Origin of the sequence: Nocardiopsis listeri NBRC 13360 (genome assembly GCF_001570765.1) — a bacterium.
Lineage (GTDB): Bacteria > Actinomycetota > Actinomycetes > Streptosporangiales > Streptosporangiaceae > Nocardiopsis > Nocardiopsis listeri.
In genome coordinates this window covers 21,397-43,103 of the sequence record NZ_BCSH01000060.1, presented here as the reverse complement: position 1 = coordinate 43,103, position 21,707 = coordinate 21,397, and the positions used below count along the sequence as shown (strand labels likewise).

Annotated in this window: 19 protein-coding genes; 2 read left to right on the top strand and 17 right to left on the bottom strand. The window is 67.8% G+C overall.

The genetic code is table 11. The features are described from left to right. Positions 1-34 precede the first annotated feature (34 nt). From NLI01S_RS18560 to NLI01S_RS18535, 6 genes are all read right to left on the bottom strand, one after another. A complete protein-coding gene (locus tag NLI01S_RS18560) occupies positions 35-1,195 on the bottom strand; it encodes an acetoin utilization protein AcuC (protein WP_067606350.1) in 1,161 nt (386 codons plus the stop codon). Between the two features lie 170 nt (positions 1,196-1,365). Beyond that, a complete protein-coding gene (locus NLI01S_RS18555) occupies positions 1,366-2,883 on the bottom strand; it encodes a hypothetical protein (protein ID WP_067606316.1) in 1,518 nt (505 codons plus the stop codon). Between the two features lie 629 nt (positions 2,884-3,512). Next, positions 3,513-4,307 (bottom strand): pyrroline-5-carboxylate reductase, encoded by a 795-nt coding sequence (gene proC, locus NLI01S_RS18550; RefSeq protein ID WP_067606314.1) that lies wholly within the window; start codon positions 4,305-4,307, stop codon positions 3,513-3,515. Between the two features lie 107 nt (positions 4,308-4,414). Beyond that, the gene (locus tag NLI01S_RS18545; RefSeq protein WP_067606312.1) at positions 4,415-5,350 is read right to left on the bottom strand and encodes a sugar phosphate isomerase/epimerase family protein; all 936 of its coding nucleotides are present in this window, start codon (positions 5,348-5,350) and stop codon (positions 4,415-4,417) included. Positions 5,351-5,516: 166 nt separating this feature from the next. After that, a complete protein-coding gene (locus NLI01S_RS18540; protein WP_067606310.1) occupies positions 5,517-6,113 on the bottom strand; it encodes a C40 family peptidase in 597 nt (198 codons plus the stop codon). A gap of 449 nt (positions 6,114-6,562) precedes the next feature. Continuing rightward, positions 6,563-7,471 carry an SGNH/GDSL hydrolase family protein gene (locus NLI01S_RS18535; protein WP_223809295.1) on the bottom strand — a complete coding sequence of 303 codons (909 nt, stop codon included), beginning with the start codon at positions 7,469-7,471 and terminating at the stop codon, positions 6,563-6,565. Between the two features lie 206 nt (positions 7,472-7,677). On the opposite strand from NLI01S_RS18535, the gene radA reads away from it, so the two are divergent. Further along, the gene (radA, locus tag NLI01S_RS18530; protein ID WP_084392706.1) at positions 7,678-9,114 is read left to right on the top strand and encodes a DNA repair protein RadA; all 1,437 of its coding nucleotides are present in this window, start codon (positions 7,678-7,680) and stop codon (positions 9,112-9,114) included. A 24-nt stretch (positions 9,115-9,138) separates the two neighbouring features. Here the strand turns inward: radA and NLI01S_RS18525 are convergent, their stop codons facing one another. Both NLI01S_RS18525 and NLI01S_RS18520 read right to left on the bottom strand, forming a co-directional pair. Further along, positions 9,139-9,525, bottom strand: a complete 387-nt coding sequence (locus tag NLI01S_RS18525; RefSeq protein ID WP_067606307.1) for an SSI family serine proteinase inhibitor — start codon at positions 9,523-9,525, stop codon at positions 9,139-9,141. A 118-nt stretch (positions 9,526-9,643) separates the two neighbouring features. Next, positions 9,644-10,402, bottom strand: coding sequence for a hypothetical protein (locus NLI01S_RS18520; RefSeq protein WP_067606305.1), 759 nt, complete (start codon positions 10,400-10,402; stop codon positions 9,644-9,646). A gap of 63 nt (positions 10,403-10,465) precedes the next feature. Between NLI01S_RS18520 and NLI01S_RS18515 the strand changes: the two genes are divergently transcribed. After that, complete coding sequence (locus tag NLI01S_RS18515; RefSeq protein WP_067606303.1) at positions 10,466-11,341, top strand: A/G-specific adenine glycosylase; 876 nt, start codon at positions 10,466-10,468, stop codon at positions 11,339-11,341. A gap of 38 nt (positions 11,342-11,379) precedes the next feature. On the opposite strand, the gene NLI01S_RS18510 is transcribed toward NLI01S_RS18515, so the two are convergent. The 9 genes from NLI01S_RS18510 to NLI01S_RS18470 form a co-directional block, all read right to left on the bottom strand. Next, a complete protein-coding gene (locus NLI01S_RS18510) occupies positions 11,380-12,249 on the bottom strand; it encodes a DUF3105 domain-containing protein (RefSeq protein WP_223809294.1) in 870 nt (289 codons plus the stop codon). Positions 12,250-12,347: 98 nt separating this feature from the next. Continuing rightward, complete coding sequence (locus tag NLI01S_RS18505; RefSeq protein WP_084392701.1) at positions 12,348-14,852, bottom strand: ATP-dependent Clp protease ATP-binding subunit; 2,505 nt, start codon at positions 14,850-14,852, stop codon at positions 12,348-12,350. 773 nt (positions 14,853-15,625) lie between these two features. After that, positions 15,626-15,964, bottom strand: a complete 339-nt coding sequence (locus NLI01S_RS18500; protein WP_067606297.1) for a histone-like nucleoid-structuring protein Lsr2 — start codon at positions 15,962-15,964, stop codon at positions 15,626-15,628. 218 nt (positions 15,965-16,182) lie between these two features. Continuing rightward, entirely contained in the window at positions 16,183-16,464 is a 282-nt protein-coding gene (locus NLI01S_RS18495) for a hypothetical protein (protein ID WP_067606295.1), read from the bottom strand. A 449-nt stretch (positions 16,465-16,913) separates the two neighbouring features. Beyond that, positions 16,914-17,492, bottom strand: coding sequence for an amino-acid N-acetyltransferase (locus NLI01S_RS18490; RefSeq protein WP_067606293.1), 579 nt, complete (start codon positions 17,490-17,492; stop codon positions 16,914-16,916). 123 nt (positions 17,493-17,615) lie between these two features. Then, positions 17,616-17,930, bottom strand: a complete 315-nt coding sequence (locus NLI01S_RS18485) for a LuxR C-terminal-related transcriptional regulator (RefSeq protein WP_067606291.1) — start codon at positions 17,928-17,930, stop codon at positions 17,616-17,618. 707 nt (positions 17,931-18,637) lie between these two features. Continuing rightward, positions 18,638-20,140: a bifunctional lysylphosphatidylglycerol synthetase/lysine--tRNA ligase LysX gene (gene lysX / locus NLI01S_RS18480; protein ID WP_067606289.1), complete on the bottom strand. Its 1,503-nt coding sequence runs from the start codon at positions 20,138-20,140 to the stop codon at positions 18,638-18,640. Between the two features lie 62 nt (positions 20,141-20,202). Further along, positions 20,203-20,640, bottom strand: coding sequence for a hypothetical protein (locus NLI01S_RS18475; protein WP_067606287.1), 438 nt, complete (start codon positions 20,638-20,640; stop codon positions 20,203-20,205). 255 nt (positions 20,641-20,895) lie between these two features. Then, positions 20,896-21,678 carry a type III pantothenate kinase gene (locus NLI01S_RS18470; protein WP_067606285.1) on the bottom strand — a complete coding sequence of 261 codons (783 nt, stop codon included), beginning with the start codon at positions 21,676-21,678 and terminating at the stop codon, positions 20,896-20,898. Positions 21,679-21,707: the final 29 nt, after the last annotated feature.

Sequence of the window (21,707 nt, the reverse complement as noted above, 5' to 3'; positions counted from 1 at the left end):
TGACCCGACCACCCGGGCAGGTGGGATCGGGGGTTCAGAGAGTGGGGTCGATGCCGTGGCTGGGGAAGATCGCGGTGCGGGTGGCGTGGATGGCCCGGTCGATGGGGTCGCCCGGGTCGTAACCGTTCTCGAAGGGTGTGAAGGTGACCTCGCGTCCGTCCGTCATGTACAGCGGCGCGAGTTCGCCGGTGCGCTCACGTACGAAGTCGCGCCACTTCTGCGGGGTCTCGAGGTCGGGGTCGATGGGGGCACCTGCCGCTTCGCCGAGCAGGTGGCTCCAGGCCCTGGGCACGACGTGGACCAGGCCGTACCCGCCACCGCCGAACATCAGCCAACGACCGCCCGCGGTCTTACGGGCCAGCTTGTGCAGTTCCTGGTAGGCGCGACGCTGCCCGTCCACGCTGAGCGTGAGGTTGGCCAGGGGGTCCAGCGCGTGGGTGTCGCACCCTTGCTGGGTCACCAGGATCTCCGGCTGGAACTCGTGCAGCAGCGGTGGGACGACCGCGTCGAAGGCGCGATGCCAGCCGGTGTCGCCGGTGCCCGCGGGCAGGGCGACGTTCACGGCGTAGCCCTCCGCGTCCGGACCACCCGCCTCCGAGGCCTGACCGGTACCGGGGAACAGCGTCACCGGGGACTCGTGCAGGCTGATGGTGAGCACGCGCGGGTCGTTGTAGAAGGCCTTCTGGACGCCGTCGCCGTGGTGGACGTCCACGTCCACGTACGCGACCCGCTTGGCCCCCTGCTCCAGCAGCCAGGCGATGGCCAGAGCGGGGTCGTTGTAGACGCAAAAGCCCCAGGCGTGTCCGCGCATGGCGTGGTGCAGGCCGCCCGCGATGTTCGCGGCGTGCGCGCTCTTTCCCGTCCACACCGACTCGGCGGCGGCCACCGAGGCGCCGGAGATCAGCGCGGCCGCGTCGTGCATGTCGGGGAAGACGGGGTTGTCGACGGTGCCGAGCAGGTGTGTGTCGTCGGGCTGGAGGGTCTTGCCCGCCCGCTTGACCGCCTTGATGTAGGCGGGGTCGTGCACCAGGGAGAGCAGTTCGTCGGAGGCCGGCTCCACGTCGATCAGGTCCACACCCGGCCCGTCGAAGACGCCGAGTTCACGGCTGAGCGCCATGGTCAGTTCGACCCGGATCGGCGCCATCGGGTGCTGCGCCCCGAAATCGTAGGTGGTGAGTCCTTCGTCCCATGCCACCCGAAGCGAGCAGGACGTGTGCCCTCCCATATGGTGACCCCCGTTCCAGGCGTACGTGCTCCGAAGCACACAGTACGCAAACCGGGAACCGCTCAAGGACCCCGGGGCCCGCACGATGATGACTCGCGCGGGCCCCGTTCGGTTTCCTCGTGTCCGTGAAGCGCTCGAGATCAGTCCGTGTAGAAGCAGTCCGCGTACGTCTCCCCGGCCTTCATGTTGATGGTGTTGTGCAGGGGTTTGCTGGTGAAGTTGTCGACCGCTCCGATGACGATCCGGTACTCGCCCGGGTCCAGCGTCAGGTCCATCGCGTTGGAGTCGCTGAGACAGGAGGTGTCGGTGGGCGCGGAGGAGGTGTCACAGCTGTCGCAGGGCTCGATGATGACCTCACCGTGCACCGCGTCCGGTCCGACGTAGAGGAAACGCATGTCCTCGTCGGTGTGGTTGACGTACTGGACCTTGACCTTGTCCCCACCGCCGGTCTCCCAGGCGGTGCCGTCCAGGTCGCTCTCGCCCACGATGACCGCGAGGTCCATCTGAAGCTCGACACGGCCGGCACCGATGTGCCGCTCCAGGTCCTCGACCTCGTCGGCCTCGTGCTCGGGGTAGTCGGCGGTGAGGAACTCGACCTGGTCCTCGGCCTCGTCGAAGTTCTCCTCGTCGACCTGGTCCCAACCACATTGAAGGGCGGCGTTGGGACGCTCCTCATCGATGCGATCGGCGATCTCGGGCGCGGAGTCCCAGTTCAGGCCGTCGAACATGCCGATCTGACCGAACGCCCCGCACCAGCTCTCTTCGGCGTAGTCGCCGGTCGCCAGGTCGTACAGATCGACCAGGGCCGCGGGCACCTCTTCCGCGGCGGGGGTGTCCGAGAAGTCCTCGGCCACGAAGGTGTAGGTCTCCTGGGCCTGACGGAAGGCCTCCTCGACATCCGAGGTCACCTCTCCGCTGTACAGCTCGTCGGCCTCCGTCGCGAGCTGGGAGGCGTAGTCCAGGTGGACCTCGGCGACGCTGCCGTCGGTGTCCTCCCACTGCGCGGACCCGTGCGCGAAGTACTCGCCGTAGGACTCCAGGGCGTGGTCGTAGGCCTCGTTCTCCACGTCGGCCTGGGCGCGACGCAGCAGTTCACAGGCCTCCACACCGGAACGTGCCCGGTTCATCAGGCTCGGGGACATGGAGAGTTGGAACCCGGCCTCGACCCCGTTGTAGGCGTCGATCGCGGTGTCGCAGTCACCACGCGCGTGAGCCGCGTCGGCCACTCGCAGTCGCCACTCACCTGCCTGCCACACCCCGACCAGCGAGGCGGCCATCACCAGTACCAGACAGGCCGCGAGGATCATCGGCATGGGCTTGGCGGAGGGTTGTTGTCCGGTACCCATGAGTCGTCGGTCGTGCGAGCGGCCGGCGAACAGACCGTGCACGACGGTGATCAGGATCCAGAAGAGCAGCGAGGGAACCCACACGAGCAGGTTGTCGGCCGCACCGAGGATCGCCGCGGTGACCAGGAGCGCGAGGGTGACGCCTACGTTGATCCCGAAGAACAGCCAACTGCGCAGGTAGAAGTAGCCCGCGCCGACCCCGGACAGGTTGAGCAGCGCGGCGCGCAGGCCCGACTTGGACTTGAACAGGCCGAGCGGGGGCAGGGGCGGCGGGCCGGGGGGACCACCATAGGGACCGGGGGGCGGCGGCATGCCCGGACCTCCGGGGCCACCGGGGCCACCGGGACCTCCGGGGCCACCGGGAGGCAGACCGCCCGCACCCATCCCACCGGGGGGCATCCCTCCGGGAGGCGGCGGACCACCCGGCGGCATTCCTCCCGGGGGCGGGCCCAGGGGGCCGCCCATCGGCGGCCGTCCTCCGCTCGGAGGAACGAGGTTCGGCTGTCCACCGCTCGGGGGACCGGCCGGTGGCCGACCACCGGAGGGGGCTCCGCCCTGAGGCGGTGGTCCACCGGGAGGTGGTCCACCCGATGGCGGGCCGGCCGGCGGCCGACCACCCGCGGCATGCCCTGCCGTGTTCGGCCCGGGAGGGATCTGGCTCCCGGAGGGGTTCCCAGGGACCTGGGGACCACTCGGAGCTCCGGTCGGAGGCGTGTTCGGCCCGGACTGCCCGGGCTGCTGGGAAGGGTCCGATGGCGGTTGAGAGTTGGTCATGGGGCCCCGGAATCTGTGGAGGAGGTACTGGGAGTGCGTGGAGTGGAAGGAGGCGGGGTTCCACCCGCTCTGCCCGACTTTATGCATCCCATACGACGCCACTTCCAGCGCCCCTCGATCACGAACCGTTACGGGTTTTTATGTGATTTACCCCACATGCCCTGCGGTCAGTGTCCGGAGAGAGCCCTGCTCCGGTCCCTCGCGGCCTCGATCGCGTCGGTGAACGCGGTCCGCACACCGTGCCGTTCCAGCTCGCGCAGGGCGGCGGCGGTGGTCCCGCCCGGTGAGGTGACCGCTTCGCGCAGGACCACGGGGTGCTCGCCCGAGCCGTCGAGCATGGCGGCGGATCCGGTGATCGTCTGAGCGACCAACCGCTGCGCCGTTGCGCGCGGCATGCCCATCGCCACTCCGGCCTCGATCATGGTCTCGGCGATGAAGTAGAAGTAGGCCGGCCCACTTCCGGAGATCGCGGTCACGGTGTCCATGTGCTGCTCGCCGACCCGGATCACCTCGCCGACCGTGCTCAACAACTCCTCGGCCCGGTCCAGGTGTTCGGTCCGCGTGTGCGCTCCACCGGAGACGGCGGTCATCCCCTTCCCCATGAGGGCCGGGGTGTTGGGCATGGCCCGGACCACGGGAACACCGGAGGGCAGGTGGCTCTCCAACACGGCGGTGGTCAGCCCCGCCGCGACCGAGATGACCAGTCGCTCCTCGGACAGGTGCGCGGAGACCTCGTCCAGCAGGGCGAGCATGTCCTGGGGCTTGAGGGCCAGGAGCAGGGTGTCGGCGCGCTTGGCGGCGTCGACGGCCGACACGGTCTCGACCCCGTAGCGCGCGCGAAGCTCCGCGGCGTGTTCCTCACGCGGTTCGGTGACCAGGACGTCCCCCGGGGAATGGTCCTTGGCCAACAGCCCGGCGAGCAGCGCCTCGCCCATCTTGCCTACACCGATGATCGCGATCATGAAGGGTCCTCTCTGCGGATCCCTCCACGCTAACCGCCCCGCCGGGCCGAGGTGGACCCCTCGTCCCAACCCGTGGACAACCCTCCGGGGCGGCGGCAACGGGTGCCTCAGTCCGGGTCGACGGTGCCCTCGTCGTCGACGGCCCCGCCTTCGTCCACGGCGAAGCGTCGCGGCGGCGTCTGGGTGCCGCGACGCAGCAGCGCGATCCGCTCACGACGACCCGGCGCGGGTTCGGGCTCGCGTGGTCCGGCGAAGTGCAGTCGGGTGAAGGCCAGCGCCTCGGCCAGCTCCCGCATCCGGGTCTGCCGATCGGGGGCCTTACGGGTGCTCACCTCCAGGACGAGCTGACCCTCGTACCGACTGCCCGCCAGGTGTTCGAGGAGTTCGGCCACGGGCTGGTTCCCTCGCCCGGGGATGAGGTGCTCGTCCAGGTTCTGGCCGCCCAGACCATCGGTGACGTGTACGTGGGAGAGTCGATCGCCCAGCCGCCTGGCCATGTCCATCGCGTCGGAACCGGACATGGCGGTGTGCGACAGGTCGAGGGTCACGTCGGCGTAGTCGCGGTCGAGCGGGTTCCAACTCGGGGCGTAGGGGACGACCTCTCGGTCGCGCACCCGGACCGGGTACATGTTCTCCACCGCGAAGACCACGTCGGTCTCGTCCTGCATGCGGGAGACGCCGATCTCGAAGTCCTTGGCGTATTCGCGTTGCCAGCGGAAGGCCGGGTGGACCACGATCGCCTTGGCCCCGAGGGCCTCGGCCATCTCCTTGGAACGGACGAGCTTGCCCCAGGGATCCTTGCCCCACACCCGTTGGGTGAGGACGAGGCAGGGTGAATGGACTGCGGTGACGGGCATCTGGTGGTAGTCCGAGAGGCGCCGGAGGAGTTCGATGTCCTGGCTGGCCGGGTCGGAGGAGACGAGCACCTCCACCCCGTCGTACCCCAGCTTCGCCGCGATCTCGAAGGCGGCCGGGGTCTTCTCCGGGTAGACCGACGCCGTCGATAGGACCACGGGCGCGTCTGGGACCTGGATAGGGCTCACAGGTTCCAGGGTATGCGCTTTCGACGTCCTTGGGACGACCGGGTACGCCAACGCGGCGTGGCGGGGGACCTTCGGCCCGACCGTTCCGGCGCGCTCCCGGGAAAGGGGCGACGGCCGTGGCCCCTGTGGGCGACGGCCGTCGGGAAGAGTGATGGGGCCGGAGCGGCTACAGCCGCACACCTCCGGCGAGGTTGTGGCGCATCACCGCGCGCTCTCCGACCTTGCCGCCGGAACTCGGTGCGTCGATCATGCGATCGCCTCCGAGGTAGATCGCGACGTGGTAGGCGTAACCACCCGAGTCGGTCCAGTACAGGAGATCACCGCGCTCGGCGTTGGCGTAGGAGACACGGGTTCCGGAACCGACCTGGTCGTGGGCGATGCGAGGCAGTTTCACACCCGCCTCCCCGAAGGCGTGCTGTACGAGACCGGAACAGTCGAAGGAATCGGGGCCGGTGCCGCCCCAGCCATAGGGCTTGCCCTCTTGGGCCTCCGCTGCGCTGATGGCCTCTTCGATGGCGGACGAGGCGAGTGCCTGGTGGACACGTTCCGGTCCGCTCTGCTGTGCGGCGGCGACCGGAGTGGTGGGCTGTTGGGGCTGTGCGAGCGCCGGTGCGGTCCCGGTGGTCAGGGCCGCCGCGGTGAGCGCGGCGACGACGAGTGCCCGCTTCCCCCGACGGTGCGCCCCGACGGTGACGGCCTGCTGTTCCGGGTCCGTGATGGAACGGCAGGCCCGTGTTTGCTCGTGGTGTCGCGGTAGGCACATGTGGTGACCCTCCTCGATCGGCCGGGGCGGACCACGACGCTGTGACGTGGATCTCCCACCACCGGCCCATCACCATTGGTCACATATTGATTACGGTAAGTCACTCTCCGTGCTCTAGACGATACCCAAGAACGGTAAAGACTGCTTGACCCCGGCGGACATTTCGGTCGGAAAAGCACCAACCGAACACCATCCACCGGGGTCGATCACCATGGACCAAGGGTCACCGGAACCCAGGGCGCGTTCCGTAGATCCGCCCTAGCTGTTTTGTGAGCCACGGGGGGTTACCCGTTCGGGCGCCGTCAGGCCCTGTCTTCTGCAAACCCGCGGAGGTGCCGGAGGTGGGATCGCGAGGAACGAGCCATCACACCGTAGGCGCCGAAGGTTCCTGACTTTGTGGGGCGCCCGAACACGCCGAAGCGCCGGCGGAGGCCCTGAAAAAACACTGCCTAGGGGGTCGGAACCCCGAGGGCGTCACGGACGAAGTCGGTCGTCGCCTGCATGCCCAGGTTGTTCGGGTGGACCGGAGCTCCGTCCTCGGGAATCAGTCCCTCGACCCAGCGCGTGTCCGACCCCTGGCAGACGTCGTGCCCCCGCTCGAAGGTGTCCACGAAGACCGCGCCGTGGGCCTCGGACTCCTCGGCGAGCATCCCGTTGAGCGTGGTCTGCGCCTCGTCCAGGAACGGAACGTCACCACGGGCGATCGGTGTGCTCGGCCAGCAGCCGCCGCTCTCCGGCATGATCTGGAGGTAGCCGACGGCGAGCACGGTCGCGTTCGGGCTGCGCTCGGCGATGTCGGCGTAGACCTGGGACACCTCACCCCGCATCCCCTCGATCCGGTCGTCCAGCTCGGTGCCGTAGTGGTCGGCGCAGGGGCTGCCCACCGGGTTGCTCAGACTCTGCTTGGCACACTCCACGAGCACGTCGGAGAAGCCGAAGTCGTTGCCGGCGATCCCGACCGTGACCAGGTCGGTCTCGGGGCGAAGGGCGTCGAGCTGCGGTTCGGTATCGTCGAACTGCTTCTCGTACAGGTGGCTCATCACCGCGCCGGAGCAGCTGACGTCGGTGATCTCCTCGACCCCAAGCTCCTCGGCGAGGCGCTTGGGATAGTTGACGGACGACTGCATGCAGCCCAGCAACGGCATCTGAGCGCTCACCATGGGGCCTGCGGTGAAGGAGTCACCGATGGCCACGTAGTGCGAGTAGACGGCGGCCTCGACCTCGTCGGCCGCGGCGGGCGCCGACGCCATCGTGACGCCCAGTGCGGCGATGGCTATGGGGGCGACGGCCCGGGCCAGACGGCGCCGGAGCCCGGTGCGGGAGCGGTGGGGGACGGGGGATTCGTGCGAGCGGGACACGAGGGACTTCCTCTCGAAGGAGCGGGGGACAGGAATTGTCAGATACCGCCGGGGAGTGACTCCCCACACATTCTCTAACATGATTTACCGGATCCGTGACCTAACTCGTAGGTAACTTTCATGTGTCTCCCGCGGATTCCGATGGCTCCGGAGGACCTGTGGACGACGCTCCACGTATGTCACCGACACCCGTTAGCGTGGCGACCATGGCAAAAGCAGTGAAGACCTCGTTCCGATGCGTCGAGTGCGGCTGGAGCACCCTCAAGTGGGTCGGGCGCTGCGGTGAGTGCCAGGCCTGGGGCACCGTCGAGGAGACCGGGGCGCCCGCCCCCAGCGCCGTCGCGCCCGCCCCCGTCACCGCCAGGGCCCGCCCCATCACCGAGATCAGCGTGGAGACCGCCGAGGCGATCCCCACCGGCGTGGACGAACTCGACCGTGTCCTGGGCGGCGGCGCCGTCCCCGGTGGGGTGGTGCTGCTGGCCGGTGAACCCGGCGTGGGCAAGTCGACCCTGCTCCTGGAGGTCGCCGCGATGCGCGCCGCGCAAGCGCCGGTCCTGTACATCACCGGTGAGGAGTCGGCCGGGCAGGTACGTCTGCGCGCCGAACGCCTGGGCGCCCTCTCCGAGCGGCTGTACCTGGCCGCGGAGACCTCGGTGGCGACCCTGGCCGCCCACGTGGACGCGGTCGCCCCGAAGCTGCTCATCGTCGACTCCGTGCAGACCATGGTCTCCCCCGAGGCGTCCGGCGTCCCGGGCGGCGTCACCCAGATCCGGCAGGTGTCCGGCGCCCTCATCCAGATCGCCAAGGAGCGCAACATCGCCACCGTGCTGGTCGGCCACGTCACCAAGGACGGTTCCATCGCCGGCCCCCGGATGTTGGAGCACCTGGTCGACGTCGTCCTGCACTTCGAGGGCGAACGCCACTCCCAGTTGCGCCTACTGCGCGCGGTCAAGAACCGCTACGGGCCCACCGACGAGATCGGCGTGTTCGAGCTGAGCGACAAGGGCATCGAGGGCATGCCCGACCCCAGCGGGCTGTTCCTCTCCGATCGCACCGATCCGGCCCCGGGCACCTGCGTCACCGTCACCCTGGAGGGGCGACGTCCCCTCATCACCGAGGTACAAGCGCTGGTCGCGCCCTCGCCGCTGCCTGCGCCGCGCCGCGCCACCTCCGGCCTGGACACCTCACGGGTGAACATGATCCTGGCCGTGTTGGAGAAGCGTTCGGGCATGAAACTGGCCAACCTGGACGTCTACGCGTCCACCGTGGGCGGCGTGAAACTGACCGAACCCGCCGTCGACCTGGCGCTGGCCATCGCGGCCGGCGGCTCCCACAACGACGTCGCCCTGCCCAAGGGCTTCGTGGCCATCGGCGAGGTCGGACTGGCCGGGGACGTACGTTCCGTCCAAGGGGTACGCCGCCGGGTGGCCGAGGCGCAGCGTCTCGGTTTCACCCAGGCGGTCGTACCGAAGGGCTTCGGCGACCCCCTTCCCGGCATCCGCGTCTACGAGGCCGAGGAACTGAAGGACGCCCTGAAGTGGATCGCCAAGAGCCGTCGCAAGAAGGGCGCCCCGGACAAGCCGAAGGACCCCAAGAAGCAGGCCCGTCCGAAGCTCACCATCGCCGAGGAACCCCAGTTCTGACGGGCCGGGGCGCCACGTCCACGATCAGAAGTCGAAGACCGCGCCCTTGGCCTCGCGCAGAAGGCACTCGTTCCCGAAGGTCTCCTCGTAGCGCTCTCCCCCACCGTCGGCGACCACGGTCACCGGTCGGTGGATCATGGTGCAGATCCCACCGGTACCGGTCTCGACCTCGGAGACCCGCCCGCCGGCCTCCCCGATGAGGTCACAGGCCGCCTGGGCCGCGGGGTGTGTACCTCCGGCCGGTCCGCACTCCAGGACCACCGAACGGAACGGCGTGGTCTCGGCGGCCTCGACCCCACCCGGCGACACGGGAGAGAGGCTGAGGTCGTAGCTCGTGGCCTCGGCCTGCGCGGGCGAGGCCAGGGAGAGGGCGAGGGCGGCGGCTGCGACGAGCCCCAGGGCTGTCCTCATGGTTTTCACTCCAACGACGACGAGATCAGGTCACCACGAATCGTAGCGAACCGATGACGAGGAGTCGTGGCGTTTGTGGAAACCGGTGTGCCGTCGTCGCGCCCCGGGCGTAGTGCCCTCAGGCCTTGAGTTGGAAGACCAGTTGGTCCACGCCACTGACGATGTCGCCCCGGAGGTTGGCCTTGTACCAACCGGCCTGGGCCCGCGACGAGGTCGACCGGCAGTCGGTGAAGGAGCGGTCCCGCTCCCAGGTGATCGTGTAGTCGTGCGGGCGACCCTGCTCCAGCTGACGTTCCTGGGTGGCCTTGCCCTCCACGCAGTCCGCGGTGGAGTAGATCCGGTCCTCGCCGGAGTGCACGATCAGTTCGAGTGCCTCCGGCCCCACGTCAACGGTGCAGGTCTGTTCGCCGACGTTGACCACGGAGACCTTGAACCCGGGGTCGGTATCGGCCCCGTAGGCCTCGCGGTCGGCCTCGGCGAAGTCGAAGGAGACCACCACGTCCTGTGGACGGCAGGGGTCCTCGGGCTTCTCGGGCGCGGCGGCCTCGGTGGAGTCACCGCCGGAGGAATCCTCCCCGGACCCCTCGTCCTCACCCTCGTCCTCACCCGCGGAGGGTTCGTCGGACGGTGACGGGGAAGCGTCCTCCTCGGGCTCCTCGGAAGCCTCCTCGGAGGGCTCCTCCTCTGGCTCACTGGGAGAGGGTGAGGGTTCCTCCACACCCGCCTGGTTGCTGTCCGACGTGTTCTCGCTCTCGGAGGGACTACAGGCGTAGGCGATCAGCGCGAACAACAGCAGCACGCCGATCAGCACGAAGGCTCTGCGCCTCCAGTAGATGTCCTTGCCGACGGGTGCGGTGTGTCCGGTACTTGACGCCATGGGCCGTAGTATTGCGGTTTTGTGCACCACCCATCCACTCAACCCGCCGATTTGCCGTTAAAGATGAGCGATAACCCTTACAGCACCGCGGTTCTGGCGTGGTACGAGACCAACGCCCGCGATCTTCCCTGGCGTCGCCCGGACGCCTCCCCTTGGTCGATCCTGGTCAGCGAGATCATGCTTCAGCAGACCCCGGTCGTCCGAGTCCTGCCTGCCTGGGAGGCGTGGATGGAACGCTGGCCCACCCCCGCCCACCTGGCGAAAGAACCCTCGGGCGAAGCCGTGCGCATGTGGAACCGGCTGGGCTACCCACGCCGTGCCCTGCGTCTGCACGCCTGCGCGGTGGCCATCACCGAGGAACATGACGGCGAGGTCCCCGACGACCACGCCACCCTGTTGGCCCTTCCGGGCATCGGCGCCTACACCGCTGCGGCGGTGGCGAGCTTTGCTTACGGGCAGCGGCACGCCATTCTGGACACCAACGTTCGGCGCGTCCTGTCCAGGGCCGAAACCGGGATCGAGTACCCGCCGAAAACCCAGACCAAGGCGGAGGTCGCCCTGGCCGAGTCACTTTTGCCGCCACTGCCGTCGGTGGCCGCCCGCTGGGGCGTGGCCGTGATGGAGCTGGGAGCCTTGGTGTGCACCGCCCGCTCTCCGCGCTGCGCCGACTGTCCCATCGCCGGCCAGTGCGCCTGGCGACTGGCCGGCCGCCCCGCCTATGACGGACCGCCCCGGCGCGCTCAGACCTACGCCGGGACCGACCGCCAGGTGCGCGGCAAGCTCCTGGCCGTCCTGCGCGACTCCACGGAGCCCGTCGCCAAGTCGGCCCTGGACGCCGTGTGGAACGACCACGTCCAACGCGAACGCGCCCTGGACGCGCTCATCGACGACGGCCTGGTCGATCCGCTCGGTGACGGCCGTTTCGCCCTGCCCGGCTGAGGCCCCGGACACGTGGCCGGGGGCCGCTGTCGGCGAGGTCAGTTCATCCGGACGTCGACGGTCTCGGGGTCGAAGTCGGCGTCGTTGCCGTCGTAGGCACCGCTGCACGGCGCGCCCGGTTCGGGGGCCGCGGGGCTCTGCTCGTACTCGCGCAGGAAGTCGCCGATCCGTTCGTCCGAGGCGTCCTCCAGTTGGATCTGGGCGCCCCAGGCCGAGGCCACGATCGGTGCGGGCAGATCTCCCATCGGGCTGACCAGCACGTACGATCCGGGCTCGTGGTAGGAGGTCAATCGTTCGACCTGACCCGAGTCCAGCGACGGGTCGTAGGTGATCCAGACCGTGCCGTGTTCCAGGGAGTGGACCGCGGCCTCGGTCAGCACCGGCTCGTCGTAGACGCCACAGTTCTGCCAGAAGGGGTAGTGCTCGCCGCCGACCGGAGGGTGTTGCGCGTAGTCGACGGTCTCTCCGGGGTCCACGTGGTCGGCGGACAGCCCCTCGAAGATTCGGACCTCGCCCTGGCCACCCCCGCTCGCACCGCTCGCACCGCTCCCACCCGAGTCGGCGCCGCCGGGGCCGCCCCTCGCCCACCACACTCCAAGGCCCGTGACGCCGACCAGGACGATGGCGAGGGCGCTTCCACCGATCACCCAGGGCAGCGCGCCGCCGCGCTTGCGTGGTGGCCCCTGGTACGGGTGTCCGGGCGGGCCTACCGGCGGGTATCCGGGAGGAAGACCCTGCGGCGGAGCGCCCTGAGGTGGGTATCCGGGAGGAGGACCCTGAGGAGGAGGTCCTTGCAGCGGCCCCTGGTACGCGGGAGCGCCGTGCGGGCCCTGACCCGGGTAGGAGCCGGGGAACGGTTCCGGGGGCCGCTGGGGGCCGTTCTGGCGAGGATCATTCGGTGAGGACACCGGAGAACCCTACCCCGCGGGCCTCCCCCGGGCACGGGAAAGGGGGCACCCCAGAAGGGATGCCCCCGTTCGTACCGGCGTTCGGCCGGCCGATGTCCCTACTCGCCCTTGGCGGCGGACTCCACCTCGGGAGTGTCCGGAACCGCGGCGGGCTTCGGCACACCCTTGAAGGTGAACTTGGCGTTCTCGCCCTCGCCCTCGGCGTCGATCACCACGATCTGGCCGGCCTTGAGGTCACCGAACAGGATCTTCTCGGACAGCTGGTCCTCGATCTCCCGCTGGATCGTGCGACGCAGCGGACGCGCGCCCAGCACCGGGTCGAACCCACGCTCGGAGAGGACCTTCTTGGCGTTGGACCGAAGCTCGATGCCCATGTCCCGCTCCTTGAGCCGACCATCCAGGCTCGTGACCATCAGGTCGACGATCTGGAAGATCTCGCTCTGGGTCAACTGGTGGAAGACGATGACGTCGTCCACACGGTTGAGGAACTCGGGCCTGAAGTTGGTCTTCAGCTCCTCGTTGACCTTGGCCTTCATCCGCTCGTAGTTGGTGGTGGCGTCGTCCTCCTTGGCGAAGCCCATGGCCTGGCCCTTGGAGATGTCACGCGTACCCAGGTTGGTCGTCATGATGATGACCGTGTTCTTGAAGTCGACGTTGCGACCCTGGGCGTCGGTGAGACGACCCTCCTCCAGCACCTGCAGGAGCGAGTTGAAGATGTCGTTGTGGGCCTTCTCGATCTCGTCGAACAGGACCACGGAGAACGGCTTGCGGCGCACCTTCTCGGTGAGCTGACCGCCCTCTTCGTAACCGACGTAGCCGGGAGGCGAACCGAACAGCCGCGAAACGGTGTGCTTCTCCATGAACTCGGACATGTCGAGCTGGATCAACGCTTCCTCGTCCCCGAAGAGGAACTCCGCGAGGGTCTTGGACAGCTCGGTCTTACCCACACCGGACGGACCGGCGAAGATGAACGAACCACCGGGACGCTTGGGGTCCTTCAGACCCGCACGGGTCCGGCGGATGGCCTGCGAGAGCGCCTTGATGGCGTCCTCCTGACCGATGACCCGCTGGTGCAGCTCGTCCTCCATGCGCAGCAGGCGCGAGCTCTCCTCCTCGGTCAGCTTGAAGACCGGGATACCGGTGGACGCGGCCAGGACCTCGGCGATGAGCTCCTCGTCGACCTCGGCCACGACGTCCATGTCGCCGGCCTTCCACTCCTTCTCCCGCTGCGCCTTCTTGTTGAGCAGCTGCTTCTCGTCATCGCGCAGGGACGCGGCCTTTTCGAAGTCCTGCTCGTCGATGGCCGATTCCTTGTCGCGGCGCACCTTGGCGATCTTCTCGTCGAACTCGCGCAGGTCCGGCGGAGCGGTCATCCGACGGATGCGCATTCGCGAACCCGCCTCGTCGATGAGGTCGATCGCCTTGTCCGGCAGGAAGCGGTCGCTGATGTAGCGGTCCGCGAGCTGCGCGGCGGCCACGAGCGCGCTGTCGGTGATGGAGACCCGGTGGTGGGCCTCGTACCGGTCGCGCAGACCCTTGAGGATCTCGATGGTGTGCTTGGTGGTGGGCTCGTCGACCTGGATCGGCTGGAAACGGCGCTCCAGCGCGGCGTCCTTCTCCAGGTACTTGCGGTACTCGTCGAGCGTGGTCGCACCGATGGTCTGCAGCTCACCCCGGGCCAGCATGGGCTTCAGGATGGAAGCGGCGTCTATGGCACCTTCCGCCGCCCCCGCGCCGACCAGCGTGTGCAGCTCGTCGATGAAGAGGATGATGTCACCGCGGGTGCGGATCTCCTTGAGCACCTTCTTGAGGCGCTCCTCGAAGTCACCGCGGTAGCGGCTGCCCGCGACCAGGGCGCCCAGGTCGAGGGTGTAGAGCTGCTTGTCCTTGAGCGTCTCGGGGATCTCCCCCTTGACGATCTTCTGCGCCAGCCCCTCGACGACCGCCGTCTTACCGACGCCGGGCTCACCGATGAGGACCGGGTTGTTCTTGGTCCTGCGGGACAGGACCTGCATGACCCGCTCGATCTCGTTGTCACGACCGATGACCGGGTCGAGCTTGGACTCGCGAGCGGCCTGCGTCAGGTTGCGGCCGAACTGGTCCAGCACCAGCGAGGTGGAGGGTGTGGACTCGGAGGAGGCTCCGGTGGCCTGCGGCTCCTTGCCCTGGTAACCGTGCAGCAGCTGGATGACCTGCTGGCGGACCCGGTTGAGGTCGGCGCCCAGCTTGACGAGGACCTGGGCGGCGACGCCCTCGCCCTCGCGGATCAGGCCCAGCAGTATGTGCTCGGTACCGATGTAGTTGTGACCGAGCTGAAGCGCCTCGCGCAGCGACAGCTCGAGGACCTTCTTGGCCCGCGGGGTGAAGGGAATGTGCCCCGACGGAGCCTGTTGGCCCTGGCCGATGATCTCCTCGACCTGCTGCCGAACCGCTTCGAGGCTGATCCCAAGACTCTCCAGGGCCTTGGCGGCGACACCCTCACCCTCGTGGATGAGGCCGAGCAGGATGTGCTCCGTACCGATGTAGTTGTGGTTGAGCATCCTGGCTTCTTCCTGAGCCAGAACCACCACTCGCCGCGCGCGGTCGGTAAACCTCTCGAACATGTCTCGTCGCTCCTCTACAGAGCGGTCAGGCAGGGACGGTCGATACCGACCCGACTCTTCCGCATATAGGCCCCACAGGGATAACCGCCCCGGGGAGCGCTGTCGCACCGCTCGTCCTCACCGACCACGGCCGGCTCGGACGAACATCTCCCGCACGACCGACCGCAGCCGTCCGTGCCAGAGACTTTCCCCGACGATAGGGCGTTCACCCAACATCCAACTACCAATTGCCGCGTCAGATTTCCCTGTACGCCGAAGGCGAACGGCCCGGGCATCCCATCCATCACGAGAGTGCCCGGGCCGCACGTGCGCAAGCCCCATTATCGGCTCTTAGCGAACAAGCCGAAGCGTGTTGTTCTTCGAGCGGAATTGGCCCGCGGATGTCGATGCTTCCGACCTGACCGGGTCGGTGGCCCATAGGTGCGGCGGCCCACGATGGGACCGCCGCGCACCGGACCACCGAATGCGCGGTCCACTCACGGGTCGGACTGCGTCGAGGCCGGGCCAAACAGGAGCGGGGACCGCGTGCCCGCAGCGCGGGGTGTCCTCCAACGAACGATCTCCGCACCGGCTTGGCGCTCACGACCGAGCGGCTCCGCCCGATTCCACCGACAATCCTCGCCTCCCCCGTTATCCCCTGCGTCCGGTGGACCACGGTCCGTTCCATGACGGACCGGAACCTGCCGGAGGATCGGGTGCGACGTCGGCGGGACCCAGGTCGAAATTCGATCAAGACCTGACAACATTTCGGCGGACCCGAGCCGACGGCGAAATCAGCCCTTGATGGCCTCATATTCGGCGACGATGGCGGCGGGGATACGGCCACGCTCATTGACCGGCTTCCCGGCGGCCTTCGCCCAGGCGCGAATCTCGGCGCTGCGCTCACGGCTCGGGGCATTTCGGCTTCCACGCCGAGCGCCACCACGACCCTGCTTCGCGGGGGCCTTACGAGAGGCCTCGACGAACGGGCTAAGAGCCTCGCGGAGCTTGCCGGCATTATCCGCGCTGAGGTCGATTTCGTACGTCGACCCGTCGAGACCGAACGTCACCGTCTCCTCGGCCTCACCGCCGTCGAGGTCGTCCACCAGGAAAACCTGGACCTTCTGTGCCATGGAATCAAACCTTTCAGAAGAGAGGTGTCTGTAGCACCTGAATATAAAGCTATCTCGCGAGAACGCGAAAGACAATTCCCGACGCGATGAAATCGGCGCCGCCCACCGGACGAGGATTCGGGGTCACCGGAACCGCACGGGGCACATGAGTCGGCCCGCGCTCACGGGTCCTCCCGACTCCGGGGAGTCGCGATGGCCGGATCGAACCGGCAGAGTATCTAACGCCCCTCGGATTCGGTGCGTTCCCCGTCCTGGGTAATCGGCGTCTCGTTCGTCGCCTTGGTCTCCTCGACCTTGGCCGCGCCCTTGTCACCCACGCCGGCATCCGAGGTGTCGTCCTCGTTGACCAGGCTTCCGTCCATCCGCCTCGGAGCCATCTCCCGGCGGAGCAGCTTGATGACGAAGGCACAGAAGACGGTCGCGACAACCACCGGTGGGATGAGCGCGGACAATACGTCGATCAGCCCAGGGGGAAGCACCGATGACAAAAAGTCACCCATCGAAGCGCCCTGCCCTTCCTGGTTGTTACTTATTGCAGCAAATACCCGACTCAGTGTCGGGCCGGTCCGGGGGATGGGACGCCGGTGGGCCCGGGCAATCGCATACCAGACATCATAGACATCGTTTGCCCCCGGTTCGACACCGGACGTACCGAAGAGGTCCCGTCAAAGCCCTTGGGCGGCCAATGTCCGATCAGATGTTCCCGCCCCACACCGGTTCGCGGACGGAAGGTGAGGAGCGGCTACTCGATGGAACCGAAAAACGCGCGATCCCGTCATCTCATCGGTAGTCGACGAACCCTACGCCGCCCCGGCGGACGCAGGTCCACATTACCCGCCCTCTTCCACTCCCATACCACCCGGTGTACTTAAGCGCTCGACCTCTCCACCACATGGACCCGGCGCCTTGGGACGTATGGCCGGCGGGTACCTATCCGCACCCGGAACCTTTAGCCCGAGGCGCCTACGGGGTCATCGTCGAGGTGTACAAGCATCCTCGTGTTCCCGAGAGTGTTGGGTTTGACCCGCTCCAGGTCGAGGAATTCCGCGACACCCTCGTCATAGGAACGTAGAAGTTCCTCGTACACACGGAAGGAGACCGGAGTGCCCTGGATCGGGACAAAGCCGTGTCGGGCGAAGAAACCGGTCTCGAATGTCAGGCAGAACACACGACGCACACCCAGCCCGCGAGCCGTATCGAGCAATGCGGTCACGATTCGGTGACCCACGCCGAAACCGCGCAACGCGGGATCGACCGCGACCGTACGGACCTCCGCGAGGTCCTCCCAAAGAACGTGCAGCGCCCCGCAGCCGACCACGAAGAGGCCCTCCCGCTCGGACACGGAATCCTCGGGGTCGGCGAAGGTGCCCTCCGCCTCGGCCACCCAGAACTCCTGGACGTCCTCGTAGAGGTTGACCGTGCTCTTGGAGAGCACACGGCGGTCGACGGAGTAGGTGTCGACGAGGCGGCGAATGTGGGTGACGTCGGACGTACGCGCCCGACGCACCCGAACATGACGAACGGGCATAGCCGGACCAGACTACGCCTTCACGACCTCCGACCGGAACGCTCTTTCACCGGTGGGGCGCGCGGACGTGCGGGGCCGGTATGCCCGTATGTGTCACCCGGGCGTCTCCCGGGTGTGGTCGGCTCAGATGAGCTGACGCCTCGCGGCCCAGACGACCGCCTCGATGGGTGTGTTCACTCCGAGCACGTCGCAGATGTTGCGGATGCGACGCCGCAGGGTTCGAGCGCTGAGCTCGAGGTGCCGCGCGGCCACTTCGGTGGTGACACCCGTGGCGATCTCGGCGAGCAGTTCCAGCTCTTCGTGGCCCAGCTCGACCGGGGTGTACACGCCCGACTGGGCGTGGTCCCGCCGGCCCTGCAGGGGAACCACGTTCTCCCGGGGGTCTCGTATGAGGCTCTGGTCCTCAACGGCACGGCGTACGAGTGTGGCCTGTTCCACTCCGTCCTCCCTCATTCATATGAGTGCGGAACATCGACTCATCGACCGAAGGGCGCATCCGACCGGCTGTCGGCGCGTGGTGAGTCCCGGTCACCCGACCCATCCCCGACGAACCCCTCTGGCACAGGGGTTGGGGGCGGTAGGGAGCACGAGACGCACGTGGTGCCAGGGATGTCGTGATCTGGGACGGACAGACCACACCGTGGCTACGTGCGCGGGGAACGTTGGACCGGTCCTCGGTCCGACATCCCGGCTCACCGTTCTTCTCGATCCACTTCGGCGAACTCACGGACCAAGGTCCGCTCTCAGCACGCTAGGCCGCTCCGTTGTTACCGTCAAGGGCCGATAAATGACCATGCGTGATGCGCAATGGACGCTGGGTCGTAATGCCATGGAAGGTGAAATACCCCTACGGCACTGACCTGCGTAAACAATCTTCCCCCGAGAACGGTGCCGCGCATACCGGAACCCCTCGGGAAAAGAAGGTTCTGGCCGAGTGGCCACCTCGACCTGACCGAAGGTTTGTTCCCTGTGACCGGGAAGTGAGCGACATCTCGTGCCGTAGGCCGCATTCTCCCAGATGGCCGAAGTGACGAACGAGGGCCGCCGCTTCGATGTCGCGACGGCCCTCTGACTTCTTTCGGTCATCCCGTAACGGGATTCCCTCTGTACCTATTCACCCCAAGACAGGGTCAAGGTGCGCGATGCTACTCCCCGGACGGCTTCACGATCGGGAAAAGAACGGTTTCTCGAATGTTCTTACCGGTGAAGGCCATCAGCAGGCGGTCGATACCCACACCCACGCCACCGGTCGGCGGCATGCCGTACTCCAGCGCGCGGAGGAAGTCCTCGTCCAGCTGCATCGCTTCGGGGTCGCCCTCCGCCGCCATCAGCGACTGTTCGGTGAGTCGACGGCGCTGCTCGACCGGGTCGACCAACTCCGAGTAGCCCGTGCCCAGCTCCATGCCGAAGCCGATGAGGTCCCACTTCTCGGTGAGCAGCGGATCCTCACGGTGCCGGCGGGTGAGCGGGCTCGTCTCCACCGGGTAGTCGCACACGAACGTGGGCTGGACCAGGGTGTGCTCCACCAGCTCCTCGAAGACGTGCTCGACGAGTTTGCCCTGGCCCCAGGCGTGGTCGAACTCCACACCCTTGGCCTCGGCCAGCCGGTGGACCTCCTCGATCGGGGTGCGCGGGGTGACCTCGGCCCCCAGGGCCTCGGAGACCGCGCCGTAAAGGGTGACCCGCGGCCACTCCCCGCCCAGGTCGAAGGTCTGGCCGTCACGTTCGATCGTGGTGGAGCCGTAGACGGCGCGGGCCGCGTCCTGGATCAGGTCCCGGGTGATGTCGGCCATCACGTTGTAGTCCGCGTACGCCTGGTAGAACTCCAGCATCGTGAACTCGGGGTTGTGCGTGGAGTCCGCGCCCTCGTTCCGGAAGTTCCGGTTGATCTCGAAGACCTTCTCCAGGCCGCCCACGACCAGCCGCTTGAGCGACAGCTCCGGGGCGATGCGCAGGTACAGGTCCATGTCGTAGGCGTTGATGTGCGTGGTGAACGGGCGCGCCGTGGCGCCGCCGTGCACCCGCATCAGCATGGGGGTCTCGACCTCGATGAAGTCGCGGTCGCTCAGACCGTCCCGGATCGCGCGGATGGCGGCCGAGCGACGACGCACCATCTGCTGGGACTCGGGGTTGACGATGAGGTCCACGTAGCGCTGACGCACGCGGGCCTCGGGGTCGGTCAGGCCCTTGTGCTTCTCCGGGAGCGGACGCAGGCACTTGGCCGTGAGCGTCCAAGAACTCACCAGGATGGACAACTCACCGCGGCGGGAGGTGATGACCTCGCCCTCCACACCCACGTGGTCACCGAGGTCGATGTCGGCCTTCCAAGCGTCCAGGCTCTCCTTGCCGACCTGGTCCAGGGACAGCATGATCTGCACGTCCCCGGTCTCGTCGCGCAGGGTGGCGAAGCAGAGCTTGCCACCGGTGCGGTAGAGCATGACGCGGCCGGCGATGGCGACCTCGTCCCTTGTGTGGGTGTCGGGCTCCAGGCCCTGGTGTTTGTCGCGCACAGGTCCGATCGACGTGGTCCGCGGATAGTTCACGGGGAAGGGGTCGATGCCCTCCTCCCAGAGCCGGTCCAGCTTCTGTCGCCGGACTCGCATCTGTTCGGGCAGGTCGTCGTAGGTGTCGTCGTGCGCGTCATTCACGGGCCCGATCCTACCCGTGTCGGACACTCCCACCGACCGGATCGGTCCGGTGCGCGGAAGGCTCAGCGCAACCCCACCACCGCCCGATTCCGGTCCTCGTCCCCGGCGTGGACGAACACGGTCTCGTGGACCGGTACGAAGAGCGCACCCGACCCGGTCGTCCAACCACCGGCCAGGGTCTCCTGGTCCAAGGGGATCGTTCTCGGTTCGGTGTCGTCCCAGGGATGGACCGCGATCTCCCATCCGGGATCACCGGCGACCAGGACGAGCCAGGAACCGACCTCTTCCAGGTACAGGGCGGGCTCGCTGGGGACGGGGAGCAGGAAACGCTCGCTTCCGGCTCCCACCGGGAACAGGGCGACCATGCCCGTGAACAGCGCCACCAGCCGAATCAGCACGTGGCCGTGACGGGTCGCGAGGAACAGCAGGAGGGCTGCGAAGACGCACAGCAGCTCGACCGAGAAGGGGACCTCCGATTCTCGGACCAGACCCAGCGCCATCGAGAACAGGCCGGCTCCGGTGAGCAGGGCCCCGCCAGAGCGAAGGGTGCGGCCACCGAGGAGTGTCCGAAGGTGTCCCGGAGACCGAAGGCGTCATGAACGTTGGAGCCGTCGTGGGTGATGGGGAACGCCACGGAGGTCCTTCTTTCGGAAGGGGCTTGCCCATCCAGCGTCGCAGCTCCACCGCGCGACCGGGTTCCGTCCCGGTCGCGTTCCCGTCACGACCTCGTTCGAGACTCCTCCCCGCCGGGTGGCTCAGTCGACGTTGCGTTCGAAGACCAGGCGCAGACCGGTGAGGGTCAACCAGGGCTCGTGCACGTCGATGGTCTCGCACTCGTCCACCACCGTCGTGGCCAGACCACCGGTGGCCACGACCGTGACCTCGTCCGGGTTGTCGGTCAGCTCCGCGACCATCCGGTCCACGATCCCGTCGACCTGGCCGGCGAACCCGAACACGATGCCGGAGCGCAGCGCCTCGGTGGTGTTCTTCGCGATCGCCGTACGCGGCTTGACGATCTCCACCATGTGCAGTTGGGCGCCCCTGCGGGACAACGCGTCCACGGAGATGTCGATGCCCGGGGCGATGGCCCCGCCCACGTACTCGCCCTTGGGACTGACCGCGTCGAACGTGGTCGCCGTGCCGAAGTCCACCACCACGCTCGGGCCGCCGTAGAGGTGACCGGCGGCCAGCGCGTTGATGATCCGGTCGCTACCGACCTCCTTGGGGTTGTCCATCCGGATCGGCACACCCGTCTTCACGCCCGGCTCGACGATCACCGCGGGCAGGTCCCCGAAGTGCCGGCGGAACATGTCGCGCATCTCGTGTTGGACGGAGGGCACCGAGCAGCACATGGCGATGCCCTCGACTCCGCCCAGGTCGCTCAGCGAGCTCCCGTCGATGAGGCCGCGCAGCACCACCGCCCACTCGTCCGCGGTGCGGCGGACGTCGGTCCCCACCCTCCAGTGTTCGACAAGGTCATCGGAGTCGAAGAGTCCGAGCACCGTCTCGGAGTTACCGACGTCGATCGCCAGCAGCATTCTGGAGGCCTCATCTTTGGTCGAAGTGG